Below are 26,422 nucleotides of genomic sequence, written 5' to 3' on the forward strand. Positions count from 1 at the left end.
GCGGATGGGGGCCGCTGCTGCGGCGTTGGGCTGCGCGCGAGGCGGCGGAAGGGGCCCGTGGCCGCAGTACTGGGCTGCGCCCGAGGCCAAGGGTGGCTACGCTCGAGCATGGTCACGACGAGCGGAAGGAGCCACATGTTGGAGCAGAGGGCCGACGGCTTCGAGATCTCCACCGAAGCCGAGAGGCTCGATGTCGAACTGGTTCACCGCTGGCTGTCCACCGATGCCTTCTGGGCGCTCAACCGAAGCCTGGAGACGGTTCACCGCTCGATCGAGGGCTCGGTCAACTTCGGCGTGTACGACAAGCAGGGCGGCCAAGTCGCGTTCGCCCGAGTCGTCACTGACCTGGCCACCTTCGCATGGCTCTGTGACGTGTACGTCGATCGCGCCCATCGCCGCATGGGCATCGGCACGTGGCTGACCACGGTCGTCCGCGACTACCTGGCGCCTTACCGCCTCAAGCGCGTGATGCTCTCGACTCTCGACGCGCACGAGGTCTACGCCCGCGCCGGTTTCGTCCCGTTCCCCGACCCCGACCGGCTGATGCTGATGAGCTTCGCCCCCTGAGACGGTCGGCCCGCCGCTGAACCGATAGAACTATTTAGAACTGGACCGACATGCCCTTCACCTCGCCGCTCAAGCCGTCTCCCGACCCGCGTCCCGTCGCCCCCGAGCGCGTCGCCCTGGCCGAGTGGCTCGACTACCACCGCGCCGAACTGCTCGCGAAGATCGACGGCCTGGACGACGAGCAGGCTGCCCGCCGCGTCGTCCCGTCGCTCAACACCTTGCACGGCCTCGTCCGGCACCTGACCAAGGTCGAGCACGTATGGTTCGTCACGGTGATGCTGGGCAGCGACGAGCCCGCGCCGTTCGGCTTCCCGGACCGCCGAGACGGCGACTTCCTCCTCGACGACGATGCCACGCTCGAGCAGGACGTAGCCCGCTTCCTCCGCGCCTGCGAGCGCAGCCGCGCGATCTACGAGCAGTTCGACCTCGACGACGTCGGCGAGCACCGCAGGATCGGTCAGGTGGACCTGCGCTGGGTGATGCTCCACATGATCGAGGAGTACGCGCAGCACAACGGCCACGCCGACATCCTGCGCGAGCTGATCGACGGGACCACGCAGAGCTAGCGGCACGCCGGCATCCTGCGCGAGCTGATCGACGGGACCACGCAGAGCTGGCGGCACGCCGGCATCCTGCGCGAGCTGATCGACGGGACCACGCAGAGCTGGCGGCACGCCGGCATCCTGCGCGTGTTGATCGACGGGACCACGCAGAGCTGGCGGCACGCCGGCATCCTGCGCGTGTTGATCGACGGGACCACGCAGAGCTGGCGGCACGCCGGCATCCTGCGCGTGTTGATCGACGGGACCACGCAGAGCTGGCGGCACGCCAGCCGAGGGCTTGAGCGGAGCCGAGTCCGTCGGTCGGCGGGTGCCATCGTGTTCGGTGGCACCGCAGCCGCAGTCGTCGCTGCCTGCTTCAGGGCGGGCGAGCGCAGGCGCCCGGCGAGCCGATTTGCCGCTCACGCCGGGCAATCCCGCACGACGAGCCCTGGATGCTCGTGTACCCGGCATAGACGCGGCCGCCGCGTATGCTGACGGGATGCAGGAAGCTGACATCGCCACTGCCACTGCCGCCGCGCGCACCCCCACCGTGGCTACCGCGGCTCCCGCCACGGCAGACCCCGAGACCTCCAACTCCTGGGGTTCTGCCCGTATCCATGGGCCGCTGCGAGTCGCCATCCTCGGCCCCGGCGGCGTGGGGGGCCTCCTCGCTGCCACGCTGGTGCACAGCGGTCATGACGTCGTCTGCATCGCCGGCGACGCAACCGCGGAGGCGCTGCGGGAGCAGGGGATCCGCGTCAGCAGCGGCCGCTTCGGGGAGCTTGCCGTCGCAATGCGCGCCGAGACGCAACTTCGTGAACCGGTGGACCTGTGCCTCATCGCGGTCAAGCACACTGCGCTGCCCGAAGCGCTGGATCGGTTGGACGCGGGCGCGCTCGACAATGCCCTGATCGTCCCGTTCCTCAACGGTGTTGAGCATCCTGCTCTTCTGCGAGCCCGTTACGGGGAGGGACTGGTCGCCCCCGCCACTATCCGCGTCGAGTCCACCCGCCTGGCTCCCGGCGTCATCGAGCACTCGAGCCCGTTCGCCGACATCGACCTCGCAAGTGCCACGGCACCGTCGGCCCGGCTCGCCGCAGTCTTGCCCGTCTTCGCGGCCGCAGGCTTCGCCGTTCGGGTCCGCGACGACGAAACCTCGATGCTGTGGTCGAAACTCAGCTTCATCGCCCCCATCGCACTGTTGACCACGCGCTACGGCCAGACGGTCGGGCAGATTCGTGCCGAGCACGGCGACGAGCTGTACGCCGCCGCCGAGGAAGTCGTCGCCGTCGGACGCGCGAGCGGGGCCCAAGTGGACTTGGTGGACGTCGTGCGGCTCTACCGCTCGTTGCCGGACGCCACCAAGTCGTCGATGCAGCGCGACGCCGAGGCCGGTCGAGCCATAGAGCTCGACGCGATCGGAGGCGCAGTACTGCGTGCCGCCACACTGCGCGACGTCCCTGTGCCCACGCTGACCGGCGTGATCGCGCACCTCGCCGTCAGGGGCGAGAACTGGTCATGAGCGCGCGGGGACTTCCCGTCAGCTCCACAGCTCCACACGACCCCAGCACCACGGCCGCGTTGAGTCCCCGTCCAACAGGCACTTCGCTGGCACGCTCATCGCCCCTAGCCATCGGCGAATGGACGATTGAGGCCGCTGAATAATCAGGTGTGGGCCGCGCCGCCGCGTGAATAACCTGGTCGCAAGCGCCCCGCGTCTCGCGGTGCCGCTCCAGGACCAGTGGCGAGGAGGTTCCCGGCGATGCCGGAGGTAATCGGTGTGAAGGCCCAGGTAAGCATGCGGGCGGCAGAGGCCGTGCGGCGCGTGTCGCCCCGAGACTTCGACATCGTGGATCCGGCCGTTCGCCGCTCGGAGCGGGCCGATTTCCAGGCTGCCATCGCCCTCGACCTCGCCAACCGGACGGGATCGAACCCGCGGGAACTGGCCGCGGCGATCAAGGCCGAGCTCGTTGCGCCGCATGCCGGACTCGATGAATCCGAGGGCCAATCGCCGGATGGCTCTTCCACCGCTGCGGATGGCGGCGTTCTCGATTCCGCCGGGGTATCGGACCCGATCTTCGAGTCCGTCGAGGTATCGGGCCCAGGGTTCCTCAATCTGACCGTCGCGGACCGGGTCCTGTGGTCCGTCGTCGCAGCGCGGCTCGCGGACGACCGGCTCGGCTTCGGCGTTCCCCTCGCGGGCTCGCACGTCCTGGTGGACTACTCGGGGCCGAATATCGCCAAAGAACTACACGTCGGGCACCTGCGCAGCACCGTCATCGGCGACGCACTGGTCAGGATCCTGACGCACGCGGGCGCCGAGGTGATCAAGGCCAATCACCTGGGGGACTGGGGCACCCAGTTCGGCCGGTTGATTCAGTACCTGCTGGAGCATCCGGAGGCCCTCGGGAGCACGCCCGGGACGCTGAGCACAGGCGCCCCCGACCCGGACCCTGCCGCAGCGACGGCCGCCGACCCTCAGCCGTCATGCCCTGCCCTCGACGGGATGACCCTTGCGGACCTGGACGCGGTCTACAAGGCAGCGACAGCTGAGTTCGCGGCGGATCCGGCTTTCGCCGAGCGGGCCAGAAACCGGGTCGTGGCACTCCAGAACGGGGAACCGACCTCGCGGGCGGTGTGGACGAAGCTGGTCGAGCTCTCCACCTCCGCGTTCCAGGACATCTACCGGCGGCTCGGAGTCCTGCTGACTCCCGCCGACGCCGTACCCGAGTCGTTCTACAACCCCATGCTGGCCGACGTGGTCGCCGAGCTCGACCGGAAGGGCCTGATCAAGGAGTCCGACGGCGCGCTCTGTGTCTTCTCCGCGGAGTTCAAGGACCCGCAAGGCGAGCCGTTGCCGCTGCTGGTGAGAAAGTCCGACGGCGGCTACGGCTATGCCGCCACCGACCTCGCCGCGCTTCGGTACCGGGTCGAGGAGCTGAAAGCGCAGCGGATCCTCTACGTCACCGACTCCAGGCAGGCCTTGCACCTGAGGATGGTGTTCTCGGCCGCCCGGCGGACCGGCTGGCTCGGCGACGAGGTCGACGTGGCCCACATCGCGTTCGGCACCATGCTCGGTGCGGACGGGAAGCCGTTCCGATCGCGGTCCGGCGACACCCCTCACCTCGTCGATCTGCTCGATAAGGCCGTCGCCGAAGCTGGGAAGGCGCTCGAGGAGAGGAGCCCGCATTTCGATCCCGGCGAGTTCGAAAGCGTCGTACAGGCCGCCGGGATCGGCGCCATCAAGTTCGCGGACCTGTCCAACATGCGGATCAAGGACTACGTCTTCGATCCGGCCCGGATGGTCTCCTCCCAGGGCCGCACGGGCGTCTACCTGCAGTACGCCCACGCCCGGGTCAACTCGGTGCTCGGCAAGCTGCCTGAAGCGCTGCGCGGCGGCGCCGACGGGACGGGACTGCCACTTGCTCTCGATGCGCCACTCAGCCGGGCGGAGCGGGCGCTGATCCTCGCGCTCGACGAGTTCGGCGAGGTGGTGGAGGAGGTGACCGGAACCCTCGAGCCCCATCGGCTGTGCACCTATCTGTTCGACGTGGCCAAGGCCTGGAGTGACTTCTGGGAGAACTGCCCGATCCTCAAGGCGGATGCAGACGGGCAGCGGGTGAACCGGGCGGCCTTGGCGCACCTGACCGGGCGTACCCTCCGGCAAGGGCTCGAATTGCTCGGCATCGACGCGCCCGCGCGGATCTGACGGCAAGACAGGCCGGGCGCCCAACGGCCGGTATGGTCGTGCCAGCAGGGATGACGCGCGGAACGACGGGAGCGCTCTTGATGACGGAGGCTGGACGAGACCTCGGCCTGTTCGGCGCGCCCAATGCCCGGGACCTGGGCGGATACCGCTCTTGGGACGGGCGCGTGGTCCGGTCCGGGATGCTGCTGCGGTCCGAGGCGTTGTCCTATGCGACCGAGGCAGACCTCGAGCTTCTGCGCGGCCTCGGCCTGGCCATGGTGATCGATCTCCGTGGCGAGACCGAGGCGGGGGGCCGTGGGGCCGGCCCCTGGGCAGGTCCGCGGACCCACCTGCCCACCACCGACGTCACTCGGACGGTGCTCGCTGAACTGGTGAGTGCCGGCCCCAACGCCGAGCCGCGCGACGAGGAGGTCCTCGTCAAGATCATGGTGGAGATGTATCAGCAGTTCATCGCCGATGAGTCAAGCCGAAGCGCCTTCTCTGCTGCTCTCAACCTGATCGCGGAGATGACCGGCGCCGGGCAGCCGGTGCTGTTCCACTGCACCGCCGGCAAGGACCGGACCGGCTGGCTCGCGGCGCTCGTGCTGTCCGGCATCGGCGTCGACCGCGCCGATATCTATGCCGATTATCTGCTCACCAATGAGCGTTCGAGCACTGGCCGCGGGGCCGCGGCGCGAGCCAGGCTCCTGGCGGCGATTCGCCTCATGGTGGGGGAGGGCCAGTCTCTGCTCCCCCTGATCGAAGTGCGACCCGTCTACCTCGATGCGGCGTTCGCGGAGGTCGAGTCGAGATACGGGTCGGTCGAGGAGTTTCTGGTGACCGGGCTCGGGTTCGATGTCGAGCGCTTTCGTGAGGCCATACTGGCGGTGACCGGCTAGCCGCCGTGCCCTGCGGCTCTCCGGCCGCAGCTGCTGATCTGTCAGCTACTCAGTGAAGGTGCGTCAGGGATCCATCGGCGCCCCGTGTCGAGGGCCACCGCTCGGGCTCCTTCCGGGGAGATCACCGCGTTACTAGGCGCCTCAGCTAAGCTCACGCATGTCGAGGCATCGTGGCCGCCGTCCCGGCGCCCGCGTGCCTCCGCAACCAGCACCGACCCCTGAGCACGCGCGGGAGAGCATCGATGACCGGGATCTTGATCAGCGCCAAGGATCTGCACGCGCGTCTCGAGAACGAGCCCCGCGCGGTCGTGCTCGACGTGCGCTGGGTTCTCGGCGACCCGAACGGACACGAGCACTTCCTCGCTCGCCGAGTGCCTGGTTCGGTCTACGTGTCCCTCAATGACGACCTCGCCGCGCCGGCCACCGCCGCCGACGGCCGCCACCCGCTGCCCGAGCTCGCGGATCTGCAGGCCGCCGCGCGGCGCTGGGGCCTGCACGACGGCGACTGCGTCGTCGTCCTCGACGACAACGGCGGCCTTGCCGCCGCAAGAGCCTGGTGGCTGCTGCGTTGGGCCGGCCTGAGCGACGTCCGCTTGCTCGACGGCGGCCTGCGCGCCTGGAGCGACGCCGGATACCCGCTCGAAGGCCTCGAGACTCCGCCGGCCAGCCCCACCCCGGGAGACGTCGAGCTCTCTTCTGGGCGACTCCCGGTGCTCTCGATCGACGAGGCGGCCGACTTTCCCGACCACGGCGTGCTCCTCGACGCCCGCGCGGGCGAGCGCTTCCGCGGCGAGACGGAGCCGGTCGACCCGCGGGCCGGCCACATCCCCGGCGCAGTGAGCGCGCCGACCACTGAGAACCTGACCGAGACGGGAAAGTTCCGCTCGGCGGCCGAGCTGCGTGCCCGGTTCACCGACCTCGGCGTGGACGCCGAAACGCCAAGCGCGGTCGCCGTCTACTGCGGCTCCGGCGTGACCGCCGCCCACCAGGTCGCGGCGCTCGCCATCGCGGGCATCGATGCGGTGTTGTTCCCGGGTTCCTGGTCGCAATGGTCCAACGATCCGACCCGGCCGGTGGCGACCGGCGCCTGAGGTACATCTCAGGCACGACTCGGTCCCCGCTGACCCCCGGCTGCCCCCGCTGATCGCTCGCCCAGCTCATGTTGATCTGGGGCCGGGCCGGAGCGGGGTGCGAAGCGCGCATACGAGGCGCGGGTTCGAAGCCGACTCCGCCAGGAGCGAGGCACTGAGCCAGGAGCCAGGCACCAAGCGAGCATCGCGGCCGAGAGCGCGTTCTCCTCGGCTCGGCGCGAGGCGCGCTGATGGAGGCGGCTTACGCCGCACGGGGGTTACCCAGAGTGACCGCCGCAAGTCTGGTCGGCTACATGGCCAACCGCCCGGGTATGCGATAGGCGAGGGTCCATTAGGCCTGGTGGCCGCGCATTTGTGGCCTGATCTTGCAGCCCGGCGCCCGCAGCCGCCGCTGCTACGGCTGGCGGAATGCGAGCCGATGGTTTAATGTTCAACTAACTGAGCGCTCGCGCCGCGGGCGCGTCAGTCGCTAGCTGAGGAGGCCGAGATGCCCGCCGTGACCACCGACAAACTGTTGGAGCTTCCGCGCGTTCCCGTACCCGACCCGCAGGTGTCCGCGCCGCGCCGGGTGCGGGCGATCACCAGCGCGCCCCAGGGCTTCGAAGGGGAGGGGTTCCCGGTCTACCGGGCCTTCGCGGGGGTCTCCAAGCAGGCCCTTGACCCCTTCATCCACATGGACCAGATGGGCGAGGTGGAGTACGCGGCCGGGGAGCCGAAGGGCACCCCTTGGCATCCGCACCGCGGCTTCGAGACCGTGACCTACCTGATCGACGGCACCTTCGTGCACCAGGACTCGCACGGCGGCGGCGGTGTGATCACCGACGGCGACACCCAGTGGATGACCGCCGGCAGCGGCCTGTTGCACATCGAGGCCCCGCCGGAGTCGCTGGTGATGTCCGGCGGCCTGTTCCACGGGATCCAGCTCTGGGTGAACCTGCCCGCGGCCAACAAGTGGAACCCGCCGCAGTACCAGAGCATCGAAGGCCCGCAGGCCACCCTGCTCACCACCCCGGACGGCGGCGCGCTGATCCGCGTGATCGCCGGCGAGGTCGGCGAGTACCGCGGGCCGGGCTCCACCTTCACCCCGATCACTCTGGTCCACGCCACCCTGAGCCCCGGCGCCCAGGTGACGCTGCCGTGGAACCCGCGCTTCAACGCGCTGGCCTACGTGCTCGGCGGCCGCGGCGCGGTCGGCCCCGACCTGCGTCCCCTCGACGCGCACCAGCTCGCCGTGTTCGGGGACGGCGACAGCCTGACGATCGCCGCCACCGACCGCCCGGACAGCCGGACGCCGAACCTGGACGTGCTGCTGCTCGGCGGCCAGCCCATCCGGGAGCCCGTCTTCGCCTACGGACCCTTCGTGATGAACACGAAGGAGGAGGTCATGCAGGCATTCGAGGACTACCAGCGAGGCAAGCTCGGCGTGATCCCCACCGAGCCGGTGCCGCACCTCGGCGCCTGACCCGAGGCTTCGGGAGCCGGGCGATCCGAGCAGTGTGTTCCGCGAGGGCGGGCCGGGCCGTGCAGGCCCGGCCCGCCCTCGTTTCGGCTGGCTGGGCGGGCCTTGGCGCCCTCGGCGCCCTCGGCGCCCGCGCGGTCCGCCGGCGCAGTTCGGCAGCGCTGCCGAACTGCGCCGGCGGGCGACAGGGCCCGGGGAGGCCAGTAAGGGCCTCTTTTCACTCTTGAGCTGTCAATCAGCGCACTGTGGTTCAGCCACAGCGGTACAGGGGCGCGGTCTCCTGCTGGACCGCGCCATACGCGGCCGCCGGCACCAGTCGGCATGACTTGGCCACCAGGGCGGCGACTCGCGCAAGATCTGAGGTGTCGGTGACGCGAGCCGTGGTCGCCGCCCGCGTCTGCTTCGCGCCGTGCGTGCCGGAAGCACTCCGGGTGCTCGGGGAGCGCGTGCCGCGACCGCGCATACCTCCGGTGAGCAGCACGTAATGGACCTCGCCGGCCCTGACCATGGCCTGGAACTGCTGCGGCTGCGGGAAGTCCGCATCGCCCGAGAACCCGCCCATCGGCAACACCGACGCGGTGTCCGCCAGGATGTAGGGCGTAGCCACACCCCACGACTCGGTCGCTACGAGGTACCGGGATCCGTCGCGATGATCGGTGAGGTACGACAGCAAGCGCGACTGCGCGGCGTCGAGCGAGGTCCGCGGGTTGAACGGATTGAACATCGCCGGGGTCGACCGGCCGCCCAGGCGGGTCTGCACCCCCTTTCTGGGCCCGAAGTGCATGCCTCCCTGGTATCCGCCCGCGTTGGCATTGCCGGAACTACCCGCGTAGGCAGGGTCGAACACTGATACCGACCACGCTGCCGGGACGGCGAGCATCAGGGCGCAGCAGAGCCCTGCGGACCAACGTGTCATGCCGCTGCGCCGACCGGTGGCTCGACCCACGACCAGTGCCAGCGCCACCACCGTCACCGCGGCGGCCGAGAGCGGCAGCGCGATTCCGGGGAGGAAGCGCGGGAACGCGGCGCTCAGATACACCGACCACGTGAGCGTGACGCCGGTCAGCACGGGCAGAATGAGTCGGTCGCGCGTCCTCCGCGGCGCCCGGTACAGCTGCACGGCATGCACGAGCCCGTACGCCGCGAGCGCCGCGAGCGGGGGCGCGAGGGCGACCACGTAGGTGGAGTGCGGCACGCTGCCCGCCGACATGGCGAGGCCCGTCATCAGCAACCAGCCCGTCCACATCAGTGCACCTGCGCGCACCACATCGGTGCGGCCGCGACCACGGCGCCAGAGCGCGAACGCGATTCCGGCGAGCGCGACCGGATAGAGCCACCCGACCTGTGAGGCCAGTTCGTGCTGGAAGAGCTTCCACCAGCCTGAAGACGATCCGCCGAAGTGCGTGCCCTGGTTCGCTGCCACGCTGCCGGTGCCGGCGGCCGATACGCCGACCGATCCGAAGCGGGCCAGGCCGTTGTAGCCGAACACCATCGCAGCGGCGCTGTTGTTCGTCGACCCGTCGACGTAGGGCCGGTCGCCCGCGGGTGTCAGGGTCGCGATGATCACCCAGGACAGCGAGACCACCAGGCAGACCGCCCCTGCCACGAGCGTGTGCCGCAGCCGGACCAGGAGGCGCGGTGGGGCGGCGATCAGGTACGCGAGCGCGAATGCGGGCAGGACAGCCCAGGATTGCAGCATCTTCGCTTGAAAGGCCAGGCCGACCCAGACGCCGCAGAAGACCAAGGAGCGCAGCCGGCCGGTCTCCACGGCTCGTTGCCACGCCGCTGCGGCGAGCACCAGCAGACAGGTCAGCGCGGCATCCTCGAGCACCTTCCCGAACAGCGAGGCGACCACCGGCGTCAGCGCGAAGATCGCGGCAGCGCACATTCCGGTCTTCGGGCCGAGCCAGCGGCGCACGGCCGCGTGCAGGGCCAGGACGGTCACCAGGCCTTCGACCCCCTGCGGCAGCGCGAGCGACCACGGGTGGAAGCCGAACACCATGGCGCTCAATGCCTGCGGCCACAGGAACCCGGGGATCTTGTCGATCGTGATCGAGGCATTCGGATCCAAGGCCCCGAAGACGAACGCGCGCCAGCCCGTGGTCATCGACTTGACGGCCACCGCATAGAAGCCGTGGTACGTCGCGTGCGCCGCCTCCCAGCCGTACATGGCTCCCGCGAACAGGACGATGACGGTGAGAGCGCGGCGTTCCCACGCAGGGAAGGCCCCCCACCAGGAGCGAAGCCTGCCTTGGGCGCCGCCGGATGACGGCCTGACGTGGCGAACGGATGAATGAGCATCAGCTGGGATCAGCTTGCCCGTGCGTCCGTACGAGGCTGACCTGCCGTCAGCGGTCGGTTTGGCTCCTGTGGCCCTTGCTTTGACGGCGCGCGGCCCGGTGGCCGCGGACTGGGTCGCCGCGCGCTTCATCACCCCGTGCTGGGGCGCCCCCGGCTCGGTCCGCTTGACCGCGGCGGAGGCATTGCCCGCCGAACCCGTGGCGCCGATGGCCGTCTGCTCGCTCGCCCTGCCTTCCAGGGCTCCACCCTCGAGCCCCGCCCTTCGGGCTGCCGGGTATTCGGCGGCTTTGCCGGACGCGTCTGTCTCTGTGGTCGGTGTCTTCGTGACTGCTGCAGCCGTGAGCCCCGTGGCCGCCTCGATGGCGGCTGAGCCGCCAGAGGTCGCCACCGGGTCCAACTCGCCGTCCGTGGTGGACTGCGCCATCCCCCGCTCCCTTCACCCGTCGCGATCTGATCAACGCAAAGAGTAACCAATCATAGTGAGGGAGTATCAGCTCTGCCGATCGTCGATTCGGGTGAAAAGTCGTCAGTTTCCGCCGTCGAACGCCGCCCTCACCGGGGCCTGGGATCCATCGTCCGACGAGACTGGAAGACTATGCAAGCAAAATCATGAACTTCCACCGCTTGGAGCAGTGGAGTGATCGTCATACCGCAGTGTGCTCCATCAGCAGACGGCCCATCAGGCCGCCGCCGAACACCACGAAACCGATGCCGATCAGCCAGGACACGAGCACCACGACGGTGCCGATCGCGCCATACGCGGCGGCGCTCGAGACGACGAGCGGGGAGAACACGATCGCGGAGAACAGGCGCAGGCCCACGAGGCCGGCAGCCGTCAGCATCGCCCCGGGCAGGAGCAGCAGCCAGCCGACCCGGCCGGCCAGCAGGAACCTGGCGGTCCACCAGAAGAAGGCCGATGAGCCCGCGGTCGCCACCGCCGTCTGCAGCAGCGTGCGCGACCATGTGCCGTACGGAAGCAGGCTGGTGTCCGCGGCCGCCAGGAGGAATCCGATCAGCGCGGCGAGCCAGACCACGCGCCGCCATACGCTCATGAGACGGGCCGGTGGCAGGGCCCAGATTCGCTCGAAGCCGACCTGGATGGCCGAGACGAAGGAGAGCCCGAACGCGGCGAGGCCGGCGAGGCCGAGCGCCGTGGTCGCCGAGAGCGCCTGCCCGGGAGGGCCGAAGACGGGGATGAGCTCCTGCGCCGCGCGATCGGACAGGCCGAGGGCCGCCGCCAGCCAGGACGGAAACGCCCGTCCGCCCACCGGGTCCGCCGCCGAGACCACGAGCAGCAGCGGGATCAGCGTGACCAGCCCGAGGGCCGCGAAGCCGAGCGCGCGGTGCATCAGCTCGAGGTCCCGGCTCTCCTCCCACGCGCGGCGAGCGAAGCCGCGCCAGCCCCTGTTCCCCGTGGGTGCGGGCTGCGGCTCGGTAGTCATCCGTACCCCCCGTTGCCGTGGGACCGTGGCTGTTCGCCGGGAGGTGGGAGCGGGCGCGAGCACGGGCACTGAAACTCCTCGATGATCACCTTGGGTCGGCTCCGTGCAACCGACTGTAGCGTCTTACGAGCACGTCCGCCGCCCCCGGTCGGCCACTTGTGCCCGCCCCCTACGTCTGGGCCGTCACCCACTCGTGCTGCCCTTCCTCCTCGAGTCGCGGTGTTGCGCATACCCGGCTGTACGCACTCGACTCGCCAGAACCCGCCGCGCCCGCTCACGTGTCCCGTCCGTATGACGCTCTCCACATACGGCACGGATCCCCGGACGTCGCTGCCGCACCGGCTGTCGCAAGCCTTTGCGCAAAAGCTCCCACCATCCGTCCGCCGCCAGCCTGTGCGCTGGTCCGTGAGCGCGGCCTGCGATTAGGCTGGAGGCAATCGACAGGAGGAAACCCGATGGCGACGCAGGAACTGACCCCCGCCAACTTCGAGGAGAACACCGACCGGGACGGCATCACCGTCGTCGACTTCTGGGCTTCGTGGTGCGGGCCGTGCAAGCAGTTCGCGCCGGTGTTCGAACGCGTCTCGGAGAAGAATCCGGACATCCTGTTCGGGAAGGTCGACACGCAGACGCACCCGGATCTGGCCGCCACCTTCAACGTCTCGGCGATCCCGACGCTGCTCGTGATCCGGGACCGTGTGGTGCTCTACGCCCAGGCGGGCGCGCTGCCCGAACCCGCCTTCGAGGATCTGATCCAGCAGGCGCGCGACCTCGACATGGACCAGGTCAAGCGCGAAGCCGGCATCGCCGACTGAGCAGCCGGCGGCTGCTGCCGAGCCGCCAACCCGCCGTCCGCGGTCCTGCTGAGGCGCAGGACCGCCGACATGGCGGCTCTCAGTCTCGAGCTGCGGCGAGACTCGGGCGGGTGGCGCTGTCCTCGGTGAGCCGGTGCTCGCGGAGCGGCCCGACCCGCCAGCCCTGCTCGGCGCAGTGAGCCAGCAGCAGCGGGAGCGCGCCGAGCGTGGCGCGCCACGACTCCGGCTTCGAGGTGCAGTCGGAGTCGTGCAGCAGCACGGTGCCCCCGCCCCGCAAGTCCTTGGCCACCGTCTGGAAGACCGACTCCGGCGTCGCCTTCGCCGTCCAGTCCCGGCCCCAGGCGCTCCACAGCACCGGCCGCAGGCCGAGCTTGCGACACGCCGAGAACGTCGCCGCGGTCGCCACGCCGTACGGCGGCCGGTACCACTCGGGTGCGCGGCCGATGGCGCTCGCCACCTCGTCGCGTCCCTGCCGCAGGTCCCGGAACGTCTGCGCGGGCGGTACCGCCACGTGGGCGCGGTGCGCCCAGCCGTGCAAGGCCACCTCGTGTCCGGCGTCCGCGATCTCCCGGGCCAGCCACGGCGCCTTCTGCACCATCTCGCCGAGCAGGAAGAAGGTGGCCTTCACGCCGGCCTCGTCGAGGGCCGCGAGGAACAACGGGGTCGACGCCGGGTCCGGCCCGTCGTCGAAGGTGAGCGCGACGTGCCCGCGGTCGCCGATGCCGGTCAGCCGCGGCCAGAGGGTGGCTCGGACCGGGCCGAGGCTGGTGACGCTCGGCGCTGCGTGCGCCACCGCTCCCGCGGCGGCCAGGCCGGCCGTGTACTTGGCCAACGTCGCGAGCTTGCTCACGCGGCACCTCTCGTCTCGTTCTCTCGGCCGACCTTGTCGGCCGCACCCTGTGCGAACCGGCCGAACCGCGACGCCCGCGAGCGGCGTTCCTGTTGCCGCGGCAGTCGGGCATCCGAACCTGCCGCTTCGGCTCCGAGGCCGACCGTCGTTCGACGCGGTGCTACTCCGAGGATCACGGTAACGGGATCGGCCGCGAAGTCCGGCACCGGCCCCGGCGTGGCCTGAGCGAAAGCCTTCTGCAGCGCGCCTCGCAGGTCAGCCGCATCGGTGATCCAGCGGGCCGCGCCTGCCTCGTCGAGCGCCTGCGCGTTGGTCTCCCCGTGGCCCGGCAGCGTCCGGTACGTCACGACCGGCAGGCCGCAGGCGCGCGCCTCGTATACGGACATACCACCGGCGTTCTGCACCAACACATCTGCGGCGTGCATCAGGCTCGGCATGTCCTCGACCCAGCCGTAGACGTGCTTGACCCCCTGCTCGGCCAGCCGGCGCCGGAGCTCCTCGTTGCGGCCGCACACCACCACGCAGTCCGCCAGGCCGGTGGCAGCGATATCCCGCACGGTCTCGTCGATCTCGCCGATGCCCCACGAGCCGCCCACCAGCAGCGCCAAGCGTCCGTGCGGGGGCAGCCCCATGCGCTCCCTCGCCTGGGCGCGCGAATCCGGGCAGCGCCGCACGAATCGTGGATCCACGGCCGGGTCCACGGTCACCACTTGCGACGCGCCGAGCGCCCGGGCCTGCCCGGCCGCGACGTCGTGCACCGCGGTGTGCGCGTCCACGCCCTCGCCCACCCACAGCCGGTGCACCGAATAGTCCGTCAGGTACGTCACGACCGGGACGTCGAGCCGTCCGCTCGCCCGCATGCGGCCCAGCACCTGGCTGGCCAGCGGATACGTCGAGACGACCACCCGCGCGTCGGTGCCGATCGCCTCCGTCATCCGGCGCATGGAGAGTGCTGAGATCAGCGACACCTGCAGCGACAGAGCCCGTGAGCGATCGAGCGCGCCGTAGAGCGCTTGATAGGTCCACGGCGCCGTCAGCAGCATATTGTGATAGGAGTCGCAGATCAGCCGCCCCAGCGGCCCCGGCAACTGGTCGAGGAAGTCGTGCCGTTCCACCTCGAGGCCCGCTCCGCGCAGGCGCCGCGCGAGCTCGTTCGCGGCGGCGTCGTGACCCGCGCCCACACTCGCCGAGAAGACCACCGCCCGCCCCGCGCCCGGCCGCACAACCTGCGGCACGGCAGCGCGTATTCGTCGGCCCACGGTTTCCTCCGTCGTCATCGGGTCTGCCGACGACAAGTCGGGGGCCGACGGCGCAGACGCCAAAGTAGCGGGTGGAAAAGTACCGTGCCTAGGGTCCCGAAGAGCGAAGTTCCGGTGAACGGGTCATTCCTGGGGAGGACACAACCCCTAAGGGATGCCCCGCACGTCGCGGCGGCTCCAGCGGCGGCGACCCACCGGACCTGGACGGACGGGGAGGGCTTGACGCACAAAGCTAACTGCATTAGCTTTAAGGCTATCGGACTTCGCCAATCCAGCCGAGGGGAACGACCATGAACGCCCTTACCACCCAGGCGCCCACCCGCTTCTTTGAGATCACCCGCCCCGACGGCACCGTCGGCCGAATCTCCTACGACGACCAGGGCGCCGGCCCGGTCGTGCTCCTCGCCCCCGGGATGGGCACCGTCCGCGCCACCTTCCGCCACGTCGTTCCGGCCCTGCTCGCCGCCGGATACCGCGTCGTCACCACCGACTACCGCGGCCTCGGCGAATCCGACACGGGCTGGGACGAATACAGCTCCGCCGTGACGGCCGCGGACCTCGCCGCCCTGATCCGCCACCTCGACGTCGGCCCGGTGCTCCTCTACAGCAACTCCTACACCTCCGCCTCCAGCGTCCACCTGGCCGCCGAGCAGCCCGAGCTGCTGCGCGGCGCGATCCTCGCGGGCCCGTTCGTGCGCAGCCTGCCCGCGCCCAACCTGATCGCGAAGGTCTTGGCCAATCTGATCACCAAGCCCGCGCTCACCCGCATGATGTGGATGTCCTGGTTCCCGCACATGTTCCCGAAGCGTCCGGCTGACTACGCCGCCATGCGGGCAGCCGTCGACGCCAACCTGCGCGAGCCCGGCCGCGCCGCCGTCTTCGCGCGGATGTGCGCCGGCTCCCACGACGCCGCCGAGGCGCTCCTGCCGCAGGCGAAGGCCGCGGCCATCCCCACGCTCGTCATCATGGGCACCGCGGACGAGGACTTCCCCGACGCCGAGGCCGAAGCCCGCTTCGTGGCCGACGCGCTCGACGCCCGTCTCGAGCTGCTCGACGGCTACGGCCACCAGCCGCACGAGGAGGCTCCGGAGCAGATCGCCGCCCTCATCCGCGACTTCGACCCGGCCGGCCCGGCCGGGCGGTGAGCCGCCCGCCGCACCGCGTACCCGACCGACGAACCCGAACCCGCCCCACCCCACGACGAGGAGCCGCACATGCCCCGGGCCGGACTCACCCCCGCCGCCGTCACCCGCCTCGCCCTCGAGCTGCTCGACGAATCAGGCTCCGAATCGCTGACTCTTAAGAATGTCGCCGCCCGGGCCGGAGTAGCCACTCCTTCTTTATACAAGCATGTGCAGAGCATCGATCACCTCAAAGACCTGATGGCGATCACCGTGCTCGACGAGGCGGCGGCGGAGATCGGCGCGGCGGTGATGGGCCGTTCCGGCCGAGAGGCGCTCGAGGCTTTTCTGACCGCCTACCGCGGCTACGCGCTGCGCCTGCCGCACCGGTGGAGCCTGATCGAGCACCCCGCCTCCGCGGACCCGGCAGTCGAAGCGGCGGCCACCCGCCTGGTCGAGGTGGCATACGCCGTCGTACGCGGCTTCGGCCTCGCCGACGACGGGCTCATCGACGCCGTCCGGACCCTGCGTGCCGCCGTGACCGGCTTCATCGCGCTCGAGCAGGGTGGAGGCTTCCAACTCGGCCGCGACCCCGGTGAAAGCTTTCGCTACCTGGTAAGCATCCTGGCGGCCGGCCTGGCGGCCGGCTGACGGGTCATCGGCTCCAGAGCCCCGCAACTCCTCTCGGCCCCCGTCATACTCTTGCGTCGCACTGAGTACCCGTGGTATCACTTCTCTGATCATCAGGGCCCTGGAAGGTGATCAACGAGGTTCCACGGAACGTGTGACGGCGGCAACGTCGCCCCGCACACGTCAGCTGCCGAAATCCCACGGCGGCGCCATGCAATCAAGACTCTGCGCGCGAAGAGGCTACCGACCGGGACTTCCCGCGTGGTATCTATGCGTGCGTCATAGAGAATGCTGAGCTGTCGAGTGTCAGGTGTTGCCGCAGGCGACCTGGAGAGGAGGCCGGGGTGAAGCAGTCGCCCCCGCCGCGTCCGTCGCCATCCGTCGGATCCGCGCGAGTCGTCCGGTCGGAATCGGCGGCGCCGCCATGCTGCTGACCGTCAACGGCGCACGCAGCAACAGAGAGCTGGCCGAGCTCGTCAAGGCACTGATGGACTGGTGTACCGAGGGAGGCTACGGCGACCTCGACGAAGTCCTGGCCCAGGCGGCCAGGCGCTTTCACATCACCGTCTCGGACCAGCAGCGCTACCAGGTCTTCGCCGCCGTCGCCAACGCGCTCCCGGCCGGCAGCGGCCACACCCAGGACCCGATCGCCGACGTCAGCGCCTGGGTCGCCGCCCGCCTGCCGTACGAGCCGCACGCCCTCTACGGGCTGCTGATGACGTCCTGGATGGACCTGTGCGCGCAGGCCGAGGCCGAGGCCACCCGGGAGAACGAGGCCCGCGAGCGGGGCGAACGCGACCCGATCGCCGAGGCCATCAGGCAGCTGACTCTCACCGGACGCTATTACGTCGTCGCCCACAGCGGACGAGGCAAGCCGGTGCTGAGCGAGGCGGTGATCGGGCTCGGGCTCGCGGCCAGCGCCATCGCCGAACTCATCATCGCGGGCTGGATCGCGGTGGAGATACGCACCCACCGGTTCATCCCGCCCGACCCGACCGTGGCCGCGATACCCGGCGACGGCGAGACGGCCGGCCCCACCAAGCCGAGCCGCGCCGCCGAGAGCGTGCTCGAAGACCTGCGCGCGCGGGCGATCCCGCTGCGCGACCAGCTCACGGTCGTGGCCGCCGGCGTGGAGGAACTCGTCCGCACCGAACTGCACGAAGCGGGGATCATCAACCCGGAATCGCGCGGCATGCTGCGCGAACGCGTCTACTACGCGCCGGTGCAACGCGGGCTGGCCAAGGCGATCCGCGCCCTCGTCGGCGGGGCCCTGTACTCGGACCCGATCGCCTCCGCCGACGCCGTGCTCGCCGAACTCGCCATCGCCACCGGCCTGGACGCCAAGCAGTCCGGCGGCTGGGACCGGCTGGGTTCGATGAACCGAGGCGACGCCCTCGCCAAGACGCGCCGCGCCGATACCGCGGCTCAGCTCAAACTCCTGGTCGACCTGACCGCCGCCGAAGTGGACGCGGTGGTCATCAGCCCAGGCACGTAACGCCTCCCCCGTTACCGCGCAGAACCCAAGGAGAGCTCTCCCATGACCCCCACCAGTCCGACCTCGGCCGGCACCGGGCCGACAGGACAGATACCTGTAGCCGCCCGGGCCAAGAAGGTCGGCGTACTCGTAGTCCTCTGCACCGCCGTGGCCAGTGTCGGCCCCATGCTCGTAGAGGCCGGCGTACTGCCCAGCGCCTTCGCCACCACCGGCATGACCAACATGACGATCACGTTCCTCATCGTCGGCCTGGTTCTGGCGGTGTGGGTCCCCGGCTACGTGGCGATGACCCAGTACACCCCGACCGGCGGCGCGATGTACGCGATCGCCACCGAAGGACTCGGCCGCCTCGTCGGCGTCCCGGTCGCCTTCATCGCCCTGCTCTCCTACGGGCTCCTGCAGGTCGCGCTCTACGGCATCCTCGGCGTCGAGATGAACGGATTCCTCGGCGCCCAGTACAACATCAACCACTCCTGGTGGTTCTGGGCCCTGCTCGTCTGGGTCGTGGTGACCATCCTCGGCCAGCTCAAGCTGCGCTACGTCGGATACTTCCTCGGCCTGCTGTCCCTGTGCGAGATCGTGCTCAGCCTCGTGCTCTCCCAGCGCGGCCTCGCGCACCCGGCCAAGGGCGGCGCGGCCCACGCCTTCATCGCCGGCCACCTGACGCTCGGCAACCTCGGCGCCGCCACGGCGATCTGTGTGCTCGGCTTCATCGGCTTCGAGACCACCGCCGTCTACACCCGCGAAGTCGAGAACCCGCGCCGCGCGGTCACCCTCGCCACCTACACCTGCCTCGCGCTGTCCGCGGTCATCTACCTGCTCGCGGCCTGGGCCATGCAGGCCCACTACGGCGACACCGTCGCCGCGACCGCGGGGCAGCAGGGCCCGGACCTCTTCTTCGGCCTGGGCACGAACACTGAGAGCACCATCGGCAACTGGCTGATGCTGACCTCGCTGCTGGCCGCGCTGCTCGGCTACCACAGCGGTTGGGTGCGCTACGCCTTCACCGGCGCCCGCGCCCGGATGCTGCCGCTGAGCCTGGCCGCGACCAACCGCAGCGGAGTGGCCTGGCGCGCCTCGGTCCTGCAGAGCGCCTCCGGCCTCGTGTGCATCGGCGCGACCCAGCTCTTCCACTGGGACCCGCTGTACCAGACCTTCTACATCGGCGGCACCGCCGGCGGCTTCGGCATCCTGGTGCTGCTGGCCGTCACCGCGATCGCGATCATCGCGTTCTTCCGGCGCACCCCGCACCAGGAGCGCGTCACCACCGCGCTCATCCTCCCGGCCGTGGCCGCGGTGGCCCTCGTGGTCGGCGTGGTACTGGTCATCTGGCACTTCCGCATCATGATCGGCGTCAGCTCCGGCGACGCGACGTCCTGGCTGTGGCCGGTCATCTACCTGGTCGTCGCCGCCGCCGGTGTCGGCTGGGCGCTGTGGGCGAAGAAGTACTCGCCGAGCAAGTACAGCGCCCTCTCGTCCTCGCTCGTGCCCGCCCCCGCCCCCGCGCCGGCCGCCGAGGCCGTCGAGGAGGCCAGCCGGTGAGCTCCGACACGCCGATCCTGACGGCCGGACCCGACGAGGCTCCGTTCCTCGCCGGGCTCGTCGCAGCGGCTTTCCATCACCTGGACGCCGCCCGCTGGCAGATCGGCGACGAGGAACTGCGCCGCGCCGTGTTCCCCGGCTACTTCCAGGCCTACGTCGCGCAGGCGATCGAGCACGGCCTCGTCGAGATCACCGAGGACCGGTCGGCGGCGGCGCTGTGGGTGGTCGAGGACGGCGGGGAGCAGCCGGCTCCGCCGGAGCCCGAGCCGCACGTGGCGGCGATGCTCGGCCCCTGGGCCGAACGCGTCGCCATGTTCGACCGCCTCCTGTACGAGAGCCTGCCCACGCCCGGCCGCCCCTTCGAGCACCTCGCGATCCTCGCCGTGCTCCCCGGACGGCAGGGCAAGGGCCTCGGCACGGCGCTGCTCGAGCACCGGCTCGCCCACCTCGACCGGGAGGGCATCCCGGCGTACCTCGAGGCCAGCGAGGCCAACACGCGCCGGATCTACCTGAACTACGGGTTCGTCGACCACGGAGAGCCGATCCGGTTCCCCGACGGCCCGACGATGTACCCGATGTGGCGTGAGCCGGTGGCGCTCTAGAGCGGACTGCGCTTTGCGCACCACCACACAGCACTTCGCGGCGGCCGGGCTTTGCCCGGCCGCCGCGAAGTCATTACCGTCGTTCACAGAGTACGAAGCAGGGGAGCGCGGGCTCAGCCCACGCCCGGCCGCGGAAACGCCTCCGCCGCCACCAGCCCGTCCTTGACCGCCTCACGCTGCACGGCGTGCACTGTGCGCCCATGCACGTCCGCGATCCGCTGCCAGCTGTTCCCGCCGCCGAGCTCTTTCGCCAACTGCTCCCGTTCCTCCGACGACCAGCGCGTGTGCGAGTTCGGATACCGCTTGCGCCGCGACCGCAGCCACTCCGCGAACGTCGGCCGATCCACGAACCACGCCATCGATCGGAAGTAACGCCGATCGAGCTGGAAGACCACCTCGTCAGCGCACAGGAACACCAACTCGCCCTCGTCCACCGCCACCCGGTCCGCCCGCAGCACCAACTCGCCCTCGGTCAACGCCACGCCGCGCGGGCCGCGGGTATCCTGCGGCGCGGTCAGCCGCACCCGCACCCAGCCCGCCGTCCTCGGCCGCTCGTCCAGTCCGGTCACCGACACGCTCGACACGACAGATCCTCCCCGGAAAGTCGCCGTCTGCCTACTCTTTGGAGATACCCGCCGCAGGGTACGAACAAACGTTCTGAGCGACGGAAAAGGCGGCTTCCGCCTGCGGAAACATGAAAATCAGAGGTCATATTCCAGGGTATGGAGAAGGGCGGCCGGACGCCTCTGGCGAGACATCCGGCCGCCCTTTTGTCACGGCCTATCGGCCGACGGCTCAGGCGCCCCGTCCGGCGAACCGGTCCCGGTGCTCGCGGCCGTCCCGCGAGCTCCCGTTGAAGCCGCCGCGCGAGTCGTCGCGACGGAAGCCGCCGCCGCGCTCGTCTCGGTCCCGCCGCGGGAAGCCGCCACGGTCGTCACGGTTCCCGAACCCGCCGCGGTCGTCCCGCTCGCGCCGGGCGAAGTTCCCGCGGTCGTCCCGGCGCGGCCGGTCCCCGTAGCCGCCGCGGTCCTCGCGCCGCCCGCGGAAGTCGCCGCCGCCGCCGTACCCGTCCCGCCGGCCCCGGTCGCCGAAGCCCCGGTCGTCCCGGCGCCCCCGCTCCCGCACCGGCAGCGTGAAGACCGGCACGTCGCCCGGCTCCGGAACCTCCTGAGCGGCCGTCAGGCCGGCCAGCGCGGCGGCGGCCTTCTCCCACCTGCCACCCGTGCCGATCGGCGCCACGTCGAGGCTCTCCGCCTCCACGCCGGCGTCCCGCATCAAACGCTCCGCCTGCCGCGCCTGCTTCGGCAGGATCAGCGACGCGACGATCCCGGCCTGGCCCGCCCGCGCGGTACGGCCCGCACGGTGCAGGTAGTCCTTCGAGTCCCGCGGCGGGTCCACGTGCACCACGAGGTCCACGCCGTCCACGTGGATACCGCGCGCCGCCACGTCCGTCGCGATCAGGACCGGCGTACGCCCGTCCTTGAAGTCCTCCAGCGTCTTGGTCCGCGCCACCTGCGTCATACCGCCGTGCAGCGCAGCCGCCGCCAGCCCGCGCTCGCGGAACTGCTCGGTCACCCGGTCCGCCGCCAGCTGCGTGCGCACGAAGAAGATCGAACGAGCCTCCGCCGCGGCCCCGCCGGAGTGCCGGCCCGCGATCTGAGCCGCGACGCGCGCCTTGTGCTGCGGGGTCACGAGCAGCAGGTGGTGGCTCATCGTGGAGACCACGCCGGCCTGCGGGTCCACCTCGTGCAGCACCGGGTCCTTCATGTACTTGGTCACGATCTCGTCGACCGCACCGTCCAGCGTCGCCGAGAACAGCAGCCGCTGGCCGCCCGCCACCACCTGGTCCATCAGCTCGCAGACATGCGGCAGGAAGCCCATATCGCACATCTGATCCGCCTCGTCCAGGATCGCGATGTCCACATCGCCGAGCTCGCACTCGCCCCGCTCGATCAGGTCGGAGAGCCGGCCCGGCGTCGCCACCAGAACCTCGACCCCGTAGCGCAGCCCGTCGATCTGCTTGCGCATCGGCGCACCGCCGAACACCGAGCGGATCCGCAGATGCAGAGCCCTGGCATAAGGCCGCAGCGACTCCTCCACCTGCATCGCCAGCTCACGCGTCGGCACCAGCACCAGCGCCAGCGGCTTGTGCGGACGGGCCCGCAGGCCCTCCAGCCGGGACAGCGTCGGCAGACCGAACGCCAGCGTCTTACCCGACCCGGTACGCCCGCGGCCCAGCACGTCCTTACCCGCCAGCGCGTCCGGAATCGTCGCGGCCTGAATCGGGAACGCTCTGGTCACCCCGGCTTCCTTAAGCACCTCGAGCAGCGCGCGCGGCACTTCCAGCTCCGCGAACGGCACGCCCTCGGGCTCCGCCGCCGGCTCGGCCTCGGCCACGGCGAGCTCAACCGGCTCGGTCATCGACACCTGCGTCGAATCGAATTCACTCTCGGACATCACAGCGCGACCTCCAGGTCGTTCCGGCACGTGACAAGGAGGCAGCGACACGCGGACACACCGCGACCCTGCCGACCACAAGTACGGGCCCTGTATCGGGGCAATGCCGCGCCTGTGTTCGGCACTCGCCGAAAGAATCCCACAGAGGAAAACAAACCGACCGTCGGTACCGACCCGTCCAGGGGCCGCCACGACCAGACACCAGGGAGCGCGCGGGCATCACATGGTTACCCGCACATGATAGACGTACCGCCGCCCCCATCGTTAACCGAGCAGGTCAGGGCGCCGAACAGCGCTTCGCCGCGACCGGTGGCGGCGGTCCGCTAGGGTTTTCCCGATCATCCGCACCACCGGACCACGTTCGCACCGATCGCCCCCGACCGGCCCACCCCGGTCACGGGCCCGCGGAGGCAGACCCACATGACAGACAGCTGGCTCGATACTCCCGAGCACCTCGGCTTCGGCCTCGACAACCTCCCTTACGGAGTGGTCGCCGACGGCCAGACCCCGCCCCAGCCCGCCGTCGCCATCGGCACCCACGCGCTCCCCCTCGGCGCCGCCACCGAAGCAGGCCTTTTCGACACCGCGGTGCCCGACCCCGGCATTCTCACCACCCCGAATCTCGACCGCCTGCTCGCCGCCGGGCCCGCCGTCTGGAGCAGCGTCCGGGCCCGCGCCACCGAACTGCTCGGCAACCGTGCCAACGCCGGCGCCGTACGGCCCCTGCTGCTCCCGCTGCCGCGGATGGCCACGCCGTTGCCGTTCACCGTCGCCGACTACGTCGACTTCTACTCCTCCCGCGACCACGCGGAGAACCTCGGCCGCATCCTGCGCCCCAACAGCGAGCCGCTGCTGCCCAACTGGACGCACCTGCCCATCGGTTACCACGGCCGCTCCGGCACCATCGTCGTCTCCGGCACCCCGATCACCCGCCCGCACGGCCAGCGCGTGCCCACTCCCGGCGCCGAGCCCGTCTTCGGCCCCACCATCCGCCTCGACATCGAAGCCGAGGTCGGCTTCGTCGTCGGCGTCCCCACCCGGCTCGGCCAGAGCGTCAGCGTGGACGAGTTCTCCGACCACGTCTTCGGCGCCGTCCTGGTCAACGACTGGTCCGCCCGCGACATCCAGGCCTGGGAGTACCAGCCGCTCGGCCCCTTCCTCGGCAAATCCTTCGCCACCTCGGTCTCCCCGTGGATAGTTCCGCTCGACGCGCTCGCCGAAGCCCGCGTCGCCCCGCCCCCGCAGAACCCGGCCCCGCTGCCGCACCTGCTCGGCGACCACTGGGGCTACAACCTGACCCTCCAGGTCGAGCTCAACGGCACCGTCGTCTCCCGGCCCCCGTTCGCCGGCCTGTACTGGACCCCCGCCCAGCAACTCGCCCACCTGACCAGCAACGGCGCGAGCCTGCGCACCGGCGACCTGTACGCCTCAGGCACCGTCTCCGGCCCCGACCCCACCCAGCGCGGCTCCCTGATCGAGCTCACCTGGAACGGCACCGAGCCGCTCCACCTGGCCGACGGCTCCACCCGCACGTTCCTCGCCGACGGCGACACCGTCGTGCTCACCGCGACCGCTCCCGGCCGCGGCGGGACACGGATCGGTTTCGGCGCCGTAACCGGCACGATTCAGTCAAGGTAGATCGACTCCGACAGCCTGCGCGCCCTCGGTATCCTGGGGCCAGGGACCGCCGCGTCCCCGGCCCCCGTCCGCGGCCATCCCGGCACGCTGCCCCGGCGCCGTGCCGGCGACCGAGCAGGGGCCGGGCGCGGCCCGACGCCTAGGGAAGGCGGGCCGGCCATGACGATGCTCAACGGCGACCGCGCGAATACGCGCGGACGGCTGACCGGGATGCGCCGACGCCGCGAGCAGGCCGACCCTGTCGCCGACTTCCTCGCCCGCGGTCTGCCCGTCGTTCCCGCCGCGGCGCCCAGCAGCACCGGACCCGGCTGTTCGTGCACCCGAGTGGGCTGTCCCGCGCCAGGCGCGCACCCCCTCTCCCGGAGCTGGCGCAAAGAGGCGAGCACCGACCCCGCACAGCTAGCCCGATGGCGCACCCGGCTCCCCGACACGAACTACGCGACACCCACCGGACGCACCCACGACGTCCTCGAAGTACCCGCCCAGGCCGGCGCCCGGGCCCTCGACACCCTTCTCGCCGCGAAGGAGCCGGTCGGCCCCGTAGCCACCACTGCCTCCGGCGACCGCTACCTGTTCTTCACGACGGCCCGCCCCGGCACCGGCGACGGAGACGACGAATGGTGGGCCTGCGACCTCGACGCGCGCCCCGAAACCACTGAGACCAGCGGCCTGCGCTGGCATACCCGCGGGTCCTACGTGCTTCTCCCGCCGGCCCGCGCCATGAACGGCCGCACAGCCCGCTGGATTCACGACCCGCAGGCCGAACTCCCCGACCCCTTGCGCATCCTCGGCACTCTCGCGGACGCGTGCGAAGCAGCCTGAGGCCCCGATCCTGTCGTCAGGCTCCGGTCGCCAAGCTCGATCCGGCTCGCCCTGGTTCGATCCGGCCAGCTCCGATTCACTCCGGCAGAGTGAGGATCTCCACGCCGTCGTCCGTCACCACGAGCGTGTGCTCGAACTGAGCCGTCAGCTTCCCGTCCGCTGTCACCGCGGTCCAGCCGTCCGCCCACATCCGGTGCTCGATGGTCCCGAGCGTCAGCATCGGCTCGATCGTGAAGGTCATCCCCGGCTCGAGCACCCGGTTCGCCCGCGGGTCGTCGTAGTGCGGCACGATGAGGCCGCTGTGGAAGACGCTCGAGATCCCATGCCCGGTGAACAGCCGCACCACGCCGTAGCCGAATCGGGCCGCGTACGCCTCGATCACGCGCCCGATCACGTTGAGCTCGCGCCCGGGCCGAACTGCCTTGATCGCGCGGTTGAGCGACTCCCGCGTCCGCTCGACGAGCTGATGGGCGGTCTCGTCCACTTCGCCCACCTCGTAGGTGGCATTCGTGTCGCCGTGGACCCCGTTGATGAACGCCGTGATGTCGATGTTCACGATGTCGCCCTCGGACAACCGCGTCGTGTCCGGGATGCCGTGGCAGATGACTTCGTTGACGGAGGTGCAAAGCGACTTCGGGTAACCCCGGTACCCCAGCGTGGAGGGGTAGGCGTCGTGGTAGCAGAGGAACTCGTGCCCGACCCGGTCCAGCTCATCCGTCGTCACGCCCGGCTTGACCGCGCGCCCGACCTCGACCAGCGCCTGCGCCGCGATCCGACCGGCGATGCGCATCTTCTCGATCGTCTCCGCCGTCTGCACGTCCGAGCCGGTGTAGCGGCTCGGCTGCGGCTTGCCGACGTACTCCGGACGGGCGATGCGTGAGGGTACGTGGCGGGTGGGGGAGATGGTGCCGGGAACCAAGGGAGCCATGCAGACGAGTCTAGACGCCCGTTCGCGGGCACGAGGTACCTGAATTACCGACGAACGGACGGGAGGCGACATGATCGACGAGGAAGCGCAGTGGTACTACTGCCTCAAGCACCACAAGGTCGAAGGACGTGTCGGTTGCAGGGCTAAGGACCGTATCGGGCCGTTCGCGACTCAAGAAGAAGCAGAACATGCGCTCGAAAAGGTCCACGAGCGCAACGAGGCATGGAAAGAAAACGGCGACGACGCCTGAGTGAGCCGCGAGGCTCCGCATCGT

Annotated in this window: 23 protein-coding genes; 16 read left to right on the plus strand and 7 right to left on the minus strand. The window is 70.4% G+C overall.

Going from position 1 to position 26,422, the window contains the following annotated elements:
- The first annotated feature begins 135 nt into the window (after positions 1-135).
- From ACTRO_RS31825 to ACTRO_RS31860, 7 genes are all read left to right on the plus strand, one after another.
- Entirely contained in the window at positions 136-567 is a 432-nt protein-coding gene (locus ACTRO_RS31825) for a GNAT family N-acetyltransferase (protein WP_034269086.1), read from the plus strand.
- A gap of 50 nt (positions 568-617) precedes the next feature.
- Positions 618-1,133 carry a DinB family protein gene (locus ACTRO_RS31830; protein ID WP_051451700.1) on the plus strand — a complete coding sequence of 172 codons (516 nt, stop codon included), beginning with the start codon at positions 618-620 and terminating at the stop codon, positions 1,131-1,133.
- A 475-nt stretch (positions 1,134-1,608) separates the two neighbouring features.
- Positions 1,609-2,631 carry a ketopantoate reductase family protein gene (locus ACTRO_RS31840; protein WP_084316665.1) on the plus strand — a complete coding sequence of 341 codons (1,023 nt, stop codon included), beginning with the start codon at positions 1,609-1,611 and terminating at the stop codon, positions 2,629-2,631.
- A gap of 240 nt (positions 2,632-2,871) precedes the next feature.
- Positions 2,872-4,818, plus strand: a complete 1,947-nt coding sequence (gene argS / locus ACTRO_RS31845; protein ID WP_034269092.1) for an arginine--tRNA ligase — start codon at positions 2,872-2,874, stop codon at positions 4,816-4,818.
- Between the two features lie 80 nt (positions 4,819-4,898).
- Positions 4,899-5,696 (plus strand): tyrosine-protein phosphatase, encoded by a 798-nt coding sequence (locus ACTRO_RS31850; protein WP_051451701.1) that lies wholly within the window; start codon positions 4,899-4,901, stop codon positions 5,694-5,696.
- Between the two features lie 242 nt (positions 5,697-5,938).
- A complete protein-coding gene (locus ACTRO_RS31855) occupies positions 5,939-6,787 on the plus strand; it encodes a sulfurtransferase (RefSeq protein ID WP_034269095.1) in 849 nt (282 codons plus the stop codon).
- A gap of 487 nt (positions 6,788-7,274) precedes the next feature.
- Positions 7,275-8,249 (plus strand): pirin family protein, encoded by a 975-nt coding sequence (locus ACTRO_RS31860; protein WP_034269097.1) that lies wholly within the window; start codon positions 7,275-7,277, stop codon positions 8,247-8,249.
- Positions 8,250-8,496: 247 nt separating this feature from the next.
- On the opposite strand, the gene ACTRO_RS31865 is transcribed toward ACTRO_RS31860, so the two are convergent.
- Both ACTRO_RS31865 and ACTRO_RS31870 read right to left on the minus strand, forming a co-directional pair.
- Positions 8,497-10,971 carry a glycosyltransferase family 39 protein gene (locus ACTRO_RS31865; protein ID WP_211244477.1) on the minus strand — a complete coding sequence of 825 codons (2,475 nt, stop codon included), beginning with the start codon at positions 10,969-10,971 and terminating at the stop codon, positions 8,497-8,499.
- Between the two features lie 220 nt (positions 10,972-11,191).
- On the minus strand, positions 11,192-11,989 hold the full coding sequence (locus ACTRO_RS31870; RefSeq protein ID WP_034269100.1) for a hypothetical protein: 798 nt from the start codon (positions 11,987-11,989) through the stop codon (positions 11,192-11,194).
- 455 nt (positions 11,990-12,444) lie between these two features.
- Here ACTRO_RS31870 and ACTRO_RS31875 point away from each other — a divergent pair, with 455 nt between their 5' ends.
- On the plus strand, positions 12,445-12,804 hold the full coding sequence (locus ACTRO_RS31875) for a thioredoxin family protein (RefSeq protein WP_034269103.1): 360 nt from the start codon (positions 12,445-12,447) through the stop codon (positions 12,802-12,804).
- A 79-nt stretch (positions 12,805-12,883) separates the two neighbouring features.
- Here the strand turns inward: ACTRO_RS31875 and ACTRO_RS31880 are convergent, their stop codons facing one another.
- Both ACTRO_RS31880 and ACTRO_RS31885 read right to left on the minus strand, forming a co-directional pair.
- Positions 12,884-13,654 carry a polysaccharide deacetylase family protein gene (locus ACTRO_RS31880; protein ID WP_051451703.1) on the minus strand — a complete coding sequence of 257 codons (771 nt, stop codon included), beginning with the start codon at positions 13,652-13,654 and terminating at the stop codon, positions 12,884-12,886.
- Positions 13,651-14,931: an MGDG synthase family glycosyltransferase gene (locus tag ACTRO_RS31885; protein WP_084316667.1), complete on the minus strand. Its 1,281-nt coding sequence runs from the start codon at positions 14,929-14,931 to the stop codon at positions 13,651-13,653. The genes ACTRO_RS31880 and ACTRO_RS31885 overlap by 4 nt, the downstream gene beginning before the upstream one ends.
- 272 nt (positions 14,932-15,203) lie before the next feature.
- Here ACTRO_RS31885 and ACTRO_RS31890 point away from each other — a divergent pair, with 272 nt between their 5' ends.
- The 5 genes from ACTRO_RS31890 to ACTRO_RS31910 all read left to right on the plus strand — a co-directional run bounded on the left by ACTRO_RS31890 (position 15,204) and on the right by ACTRO_RS31910 (position 20,303).
- Complete coding sequence (locus ACTRO_RS31890; protein ID WP_051451705.1) at positions 15,204-16,058, plus strand: alpha/beta fold hydrolase; 855 nt, start codon at positions 15,204-15,206, stop codon at positions 16,056-16,058.
- 69 nt (positions 16,059-16,127) lie between these two features.
- Positions 16,128-16,685 carry a TetR/AcrR family transcriptional regulator gene (locus ACTRO_RS31895; RefSeq protein WP_034269106.1) on the plus strand — a complete coding sequence of 186 codons (558 nt, stop codon included), beginning with the start codon at positions 16,128-16,130 and terminating at the stop codon, positions 16,683-16,685.
- 403 nt (positions 16,686-17,088) lie between these two features.
- A complete protein-coding gene (locus tag ACTRO_RS31900) occupies positions 17,089-18,159 on the plus strand; it encodes a GPP34 family phosphoprotein (RefSeq protein WP_034269108.1) in 1,071 nt (356 codons plus the stop codon).
- A gap of 42 nt (positions 18,160-18,201) precedes the next feature.
- Positions 18,202-19,701 (plus strand): APC family permease, encoded by a 1,500-nt coding sequence (locus tag ACTRO_RS31905; RefSeq protein ID WP_051451706.1) that lies wholly within the window; start codon positions 18,202-18,204, stop codon positions 19,699-19,701.
- A complete protein-coding gene (locus tag ACTRO_RS31910; RefSeq protein WP_051451707.1) occupies positions 19,698-20,303 on the plus strand; it encodes a GNAT family N-acetyltransferase in 606 nt (201 codons plus the stop codon). Before ACTRO_RS31905 ends, ACTRO_RS31910 begins: the two co-directional genes overlap by 4 nt.
- Positions 20,304-20,416: 113 nt before the next feature.
- Here ACTRO_RS31910 and ACTRO_RS31915 read toward each other — a convergent pair whose 3' ends face one another.
- Positions 20,417-20,887: a hypothetical protein gene (locus ACTRO_RS31915; protein ID WP_034269111.1), complete on the minus strand. Its 471-nt coding sequence runs from the start codon at positions 20,885-20,887 to the stop codon at positions 20,417-20,419.
- 211 nt (positions 20,888-21,098) lie between these two features.
- Positions 21,099-22,724, minus strand: a complete 1,626-nt coding sequence (locus ACTRO_RS31920) for a DEAD/DEAH box helicase (RefSeq protein ID WP_084317204.1) — start codon at positions 22,722-22,724, stop codon at positions 21,099-21,101.
- 456 nt (positions 22,725-23,180) lie between these two features.
- Between ACTRO_RS31920 and fahA the strand changes: the two genes are divergently transcribed.
- Together fahA and ACTRO_RS31930 are read left to right on the plus strand one after the other, a co-directional pair.
- On the plus strand, positions 23,181-24,398 hold the full coding sequence (fahA, locus tag ACTRO_RS31925; RefSeq protein WP_034269114.1) for a fumarylacetoacetase: 1,218 nt from the start codon (positions 23,181-23,183) through the stop codon (positions 24,396-24,398).
- A gap of 159 nt (positions 24,399-24,557) precedes the next feature.
- Positions 24,558-25,220 carry a bifunctional DNA primase/polymerase gene (locus ACTRO_RS31930; RefSeq protein WP_051451708.1) on the plus strand — a complete coding sequence of 221 codons (663 nt, stop codon included), beginning with the start codon at positions 24,558-24,560 and terminating at the stop codon, positions 25,218-25,220.
- A gap of 76 nt (positions 25,221-25,296) precedes the next feature.
- On the opposite strand, the gene map is transcribed toward ACTRO_RS31930, so the two are convergent.
- Positions 25,297-26,148, minus strand: a complete 852-nt coding sequence (gene map, locus ACTRO_RS31935) for a type I methionyl aminopeptidase (protein ID WP_034269117.1) — start codon at positions 26,146-26,148, stop codon at positions 25,297-25,299.
- Positions 26,149-26,218: 70 nt separating this feature from the next.
- Here map and ACTRO_RS31940 point away from each other — a divergent pair, with 70 nt between their 5' ends.
- Positions 26,219-26,398, plus strand: a complete 180-nt coding sequence (locus ACTRO_RS31940; RefSeq protein ID WP_034269120.1) for a hypothetical protein — start codon at positions 26,219-26,221, stop codon at positions 26,396-26,398.
- Positions 26,399-26,422: the final 24 nt, after the last annotated feature.

It is taken from the genome of Actinospica robiniae DSM 44927, from assembly GCF_000504285.1.
Taxonomy (GTDB): domain Bacteria; phylum Actinomycetota; class Actinomycetes; order Streptomycetales; family Catenulisporaceae; genus Actinospica; species Actinospica robiniae.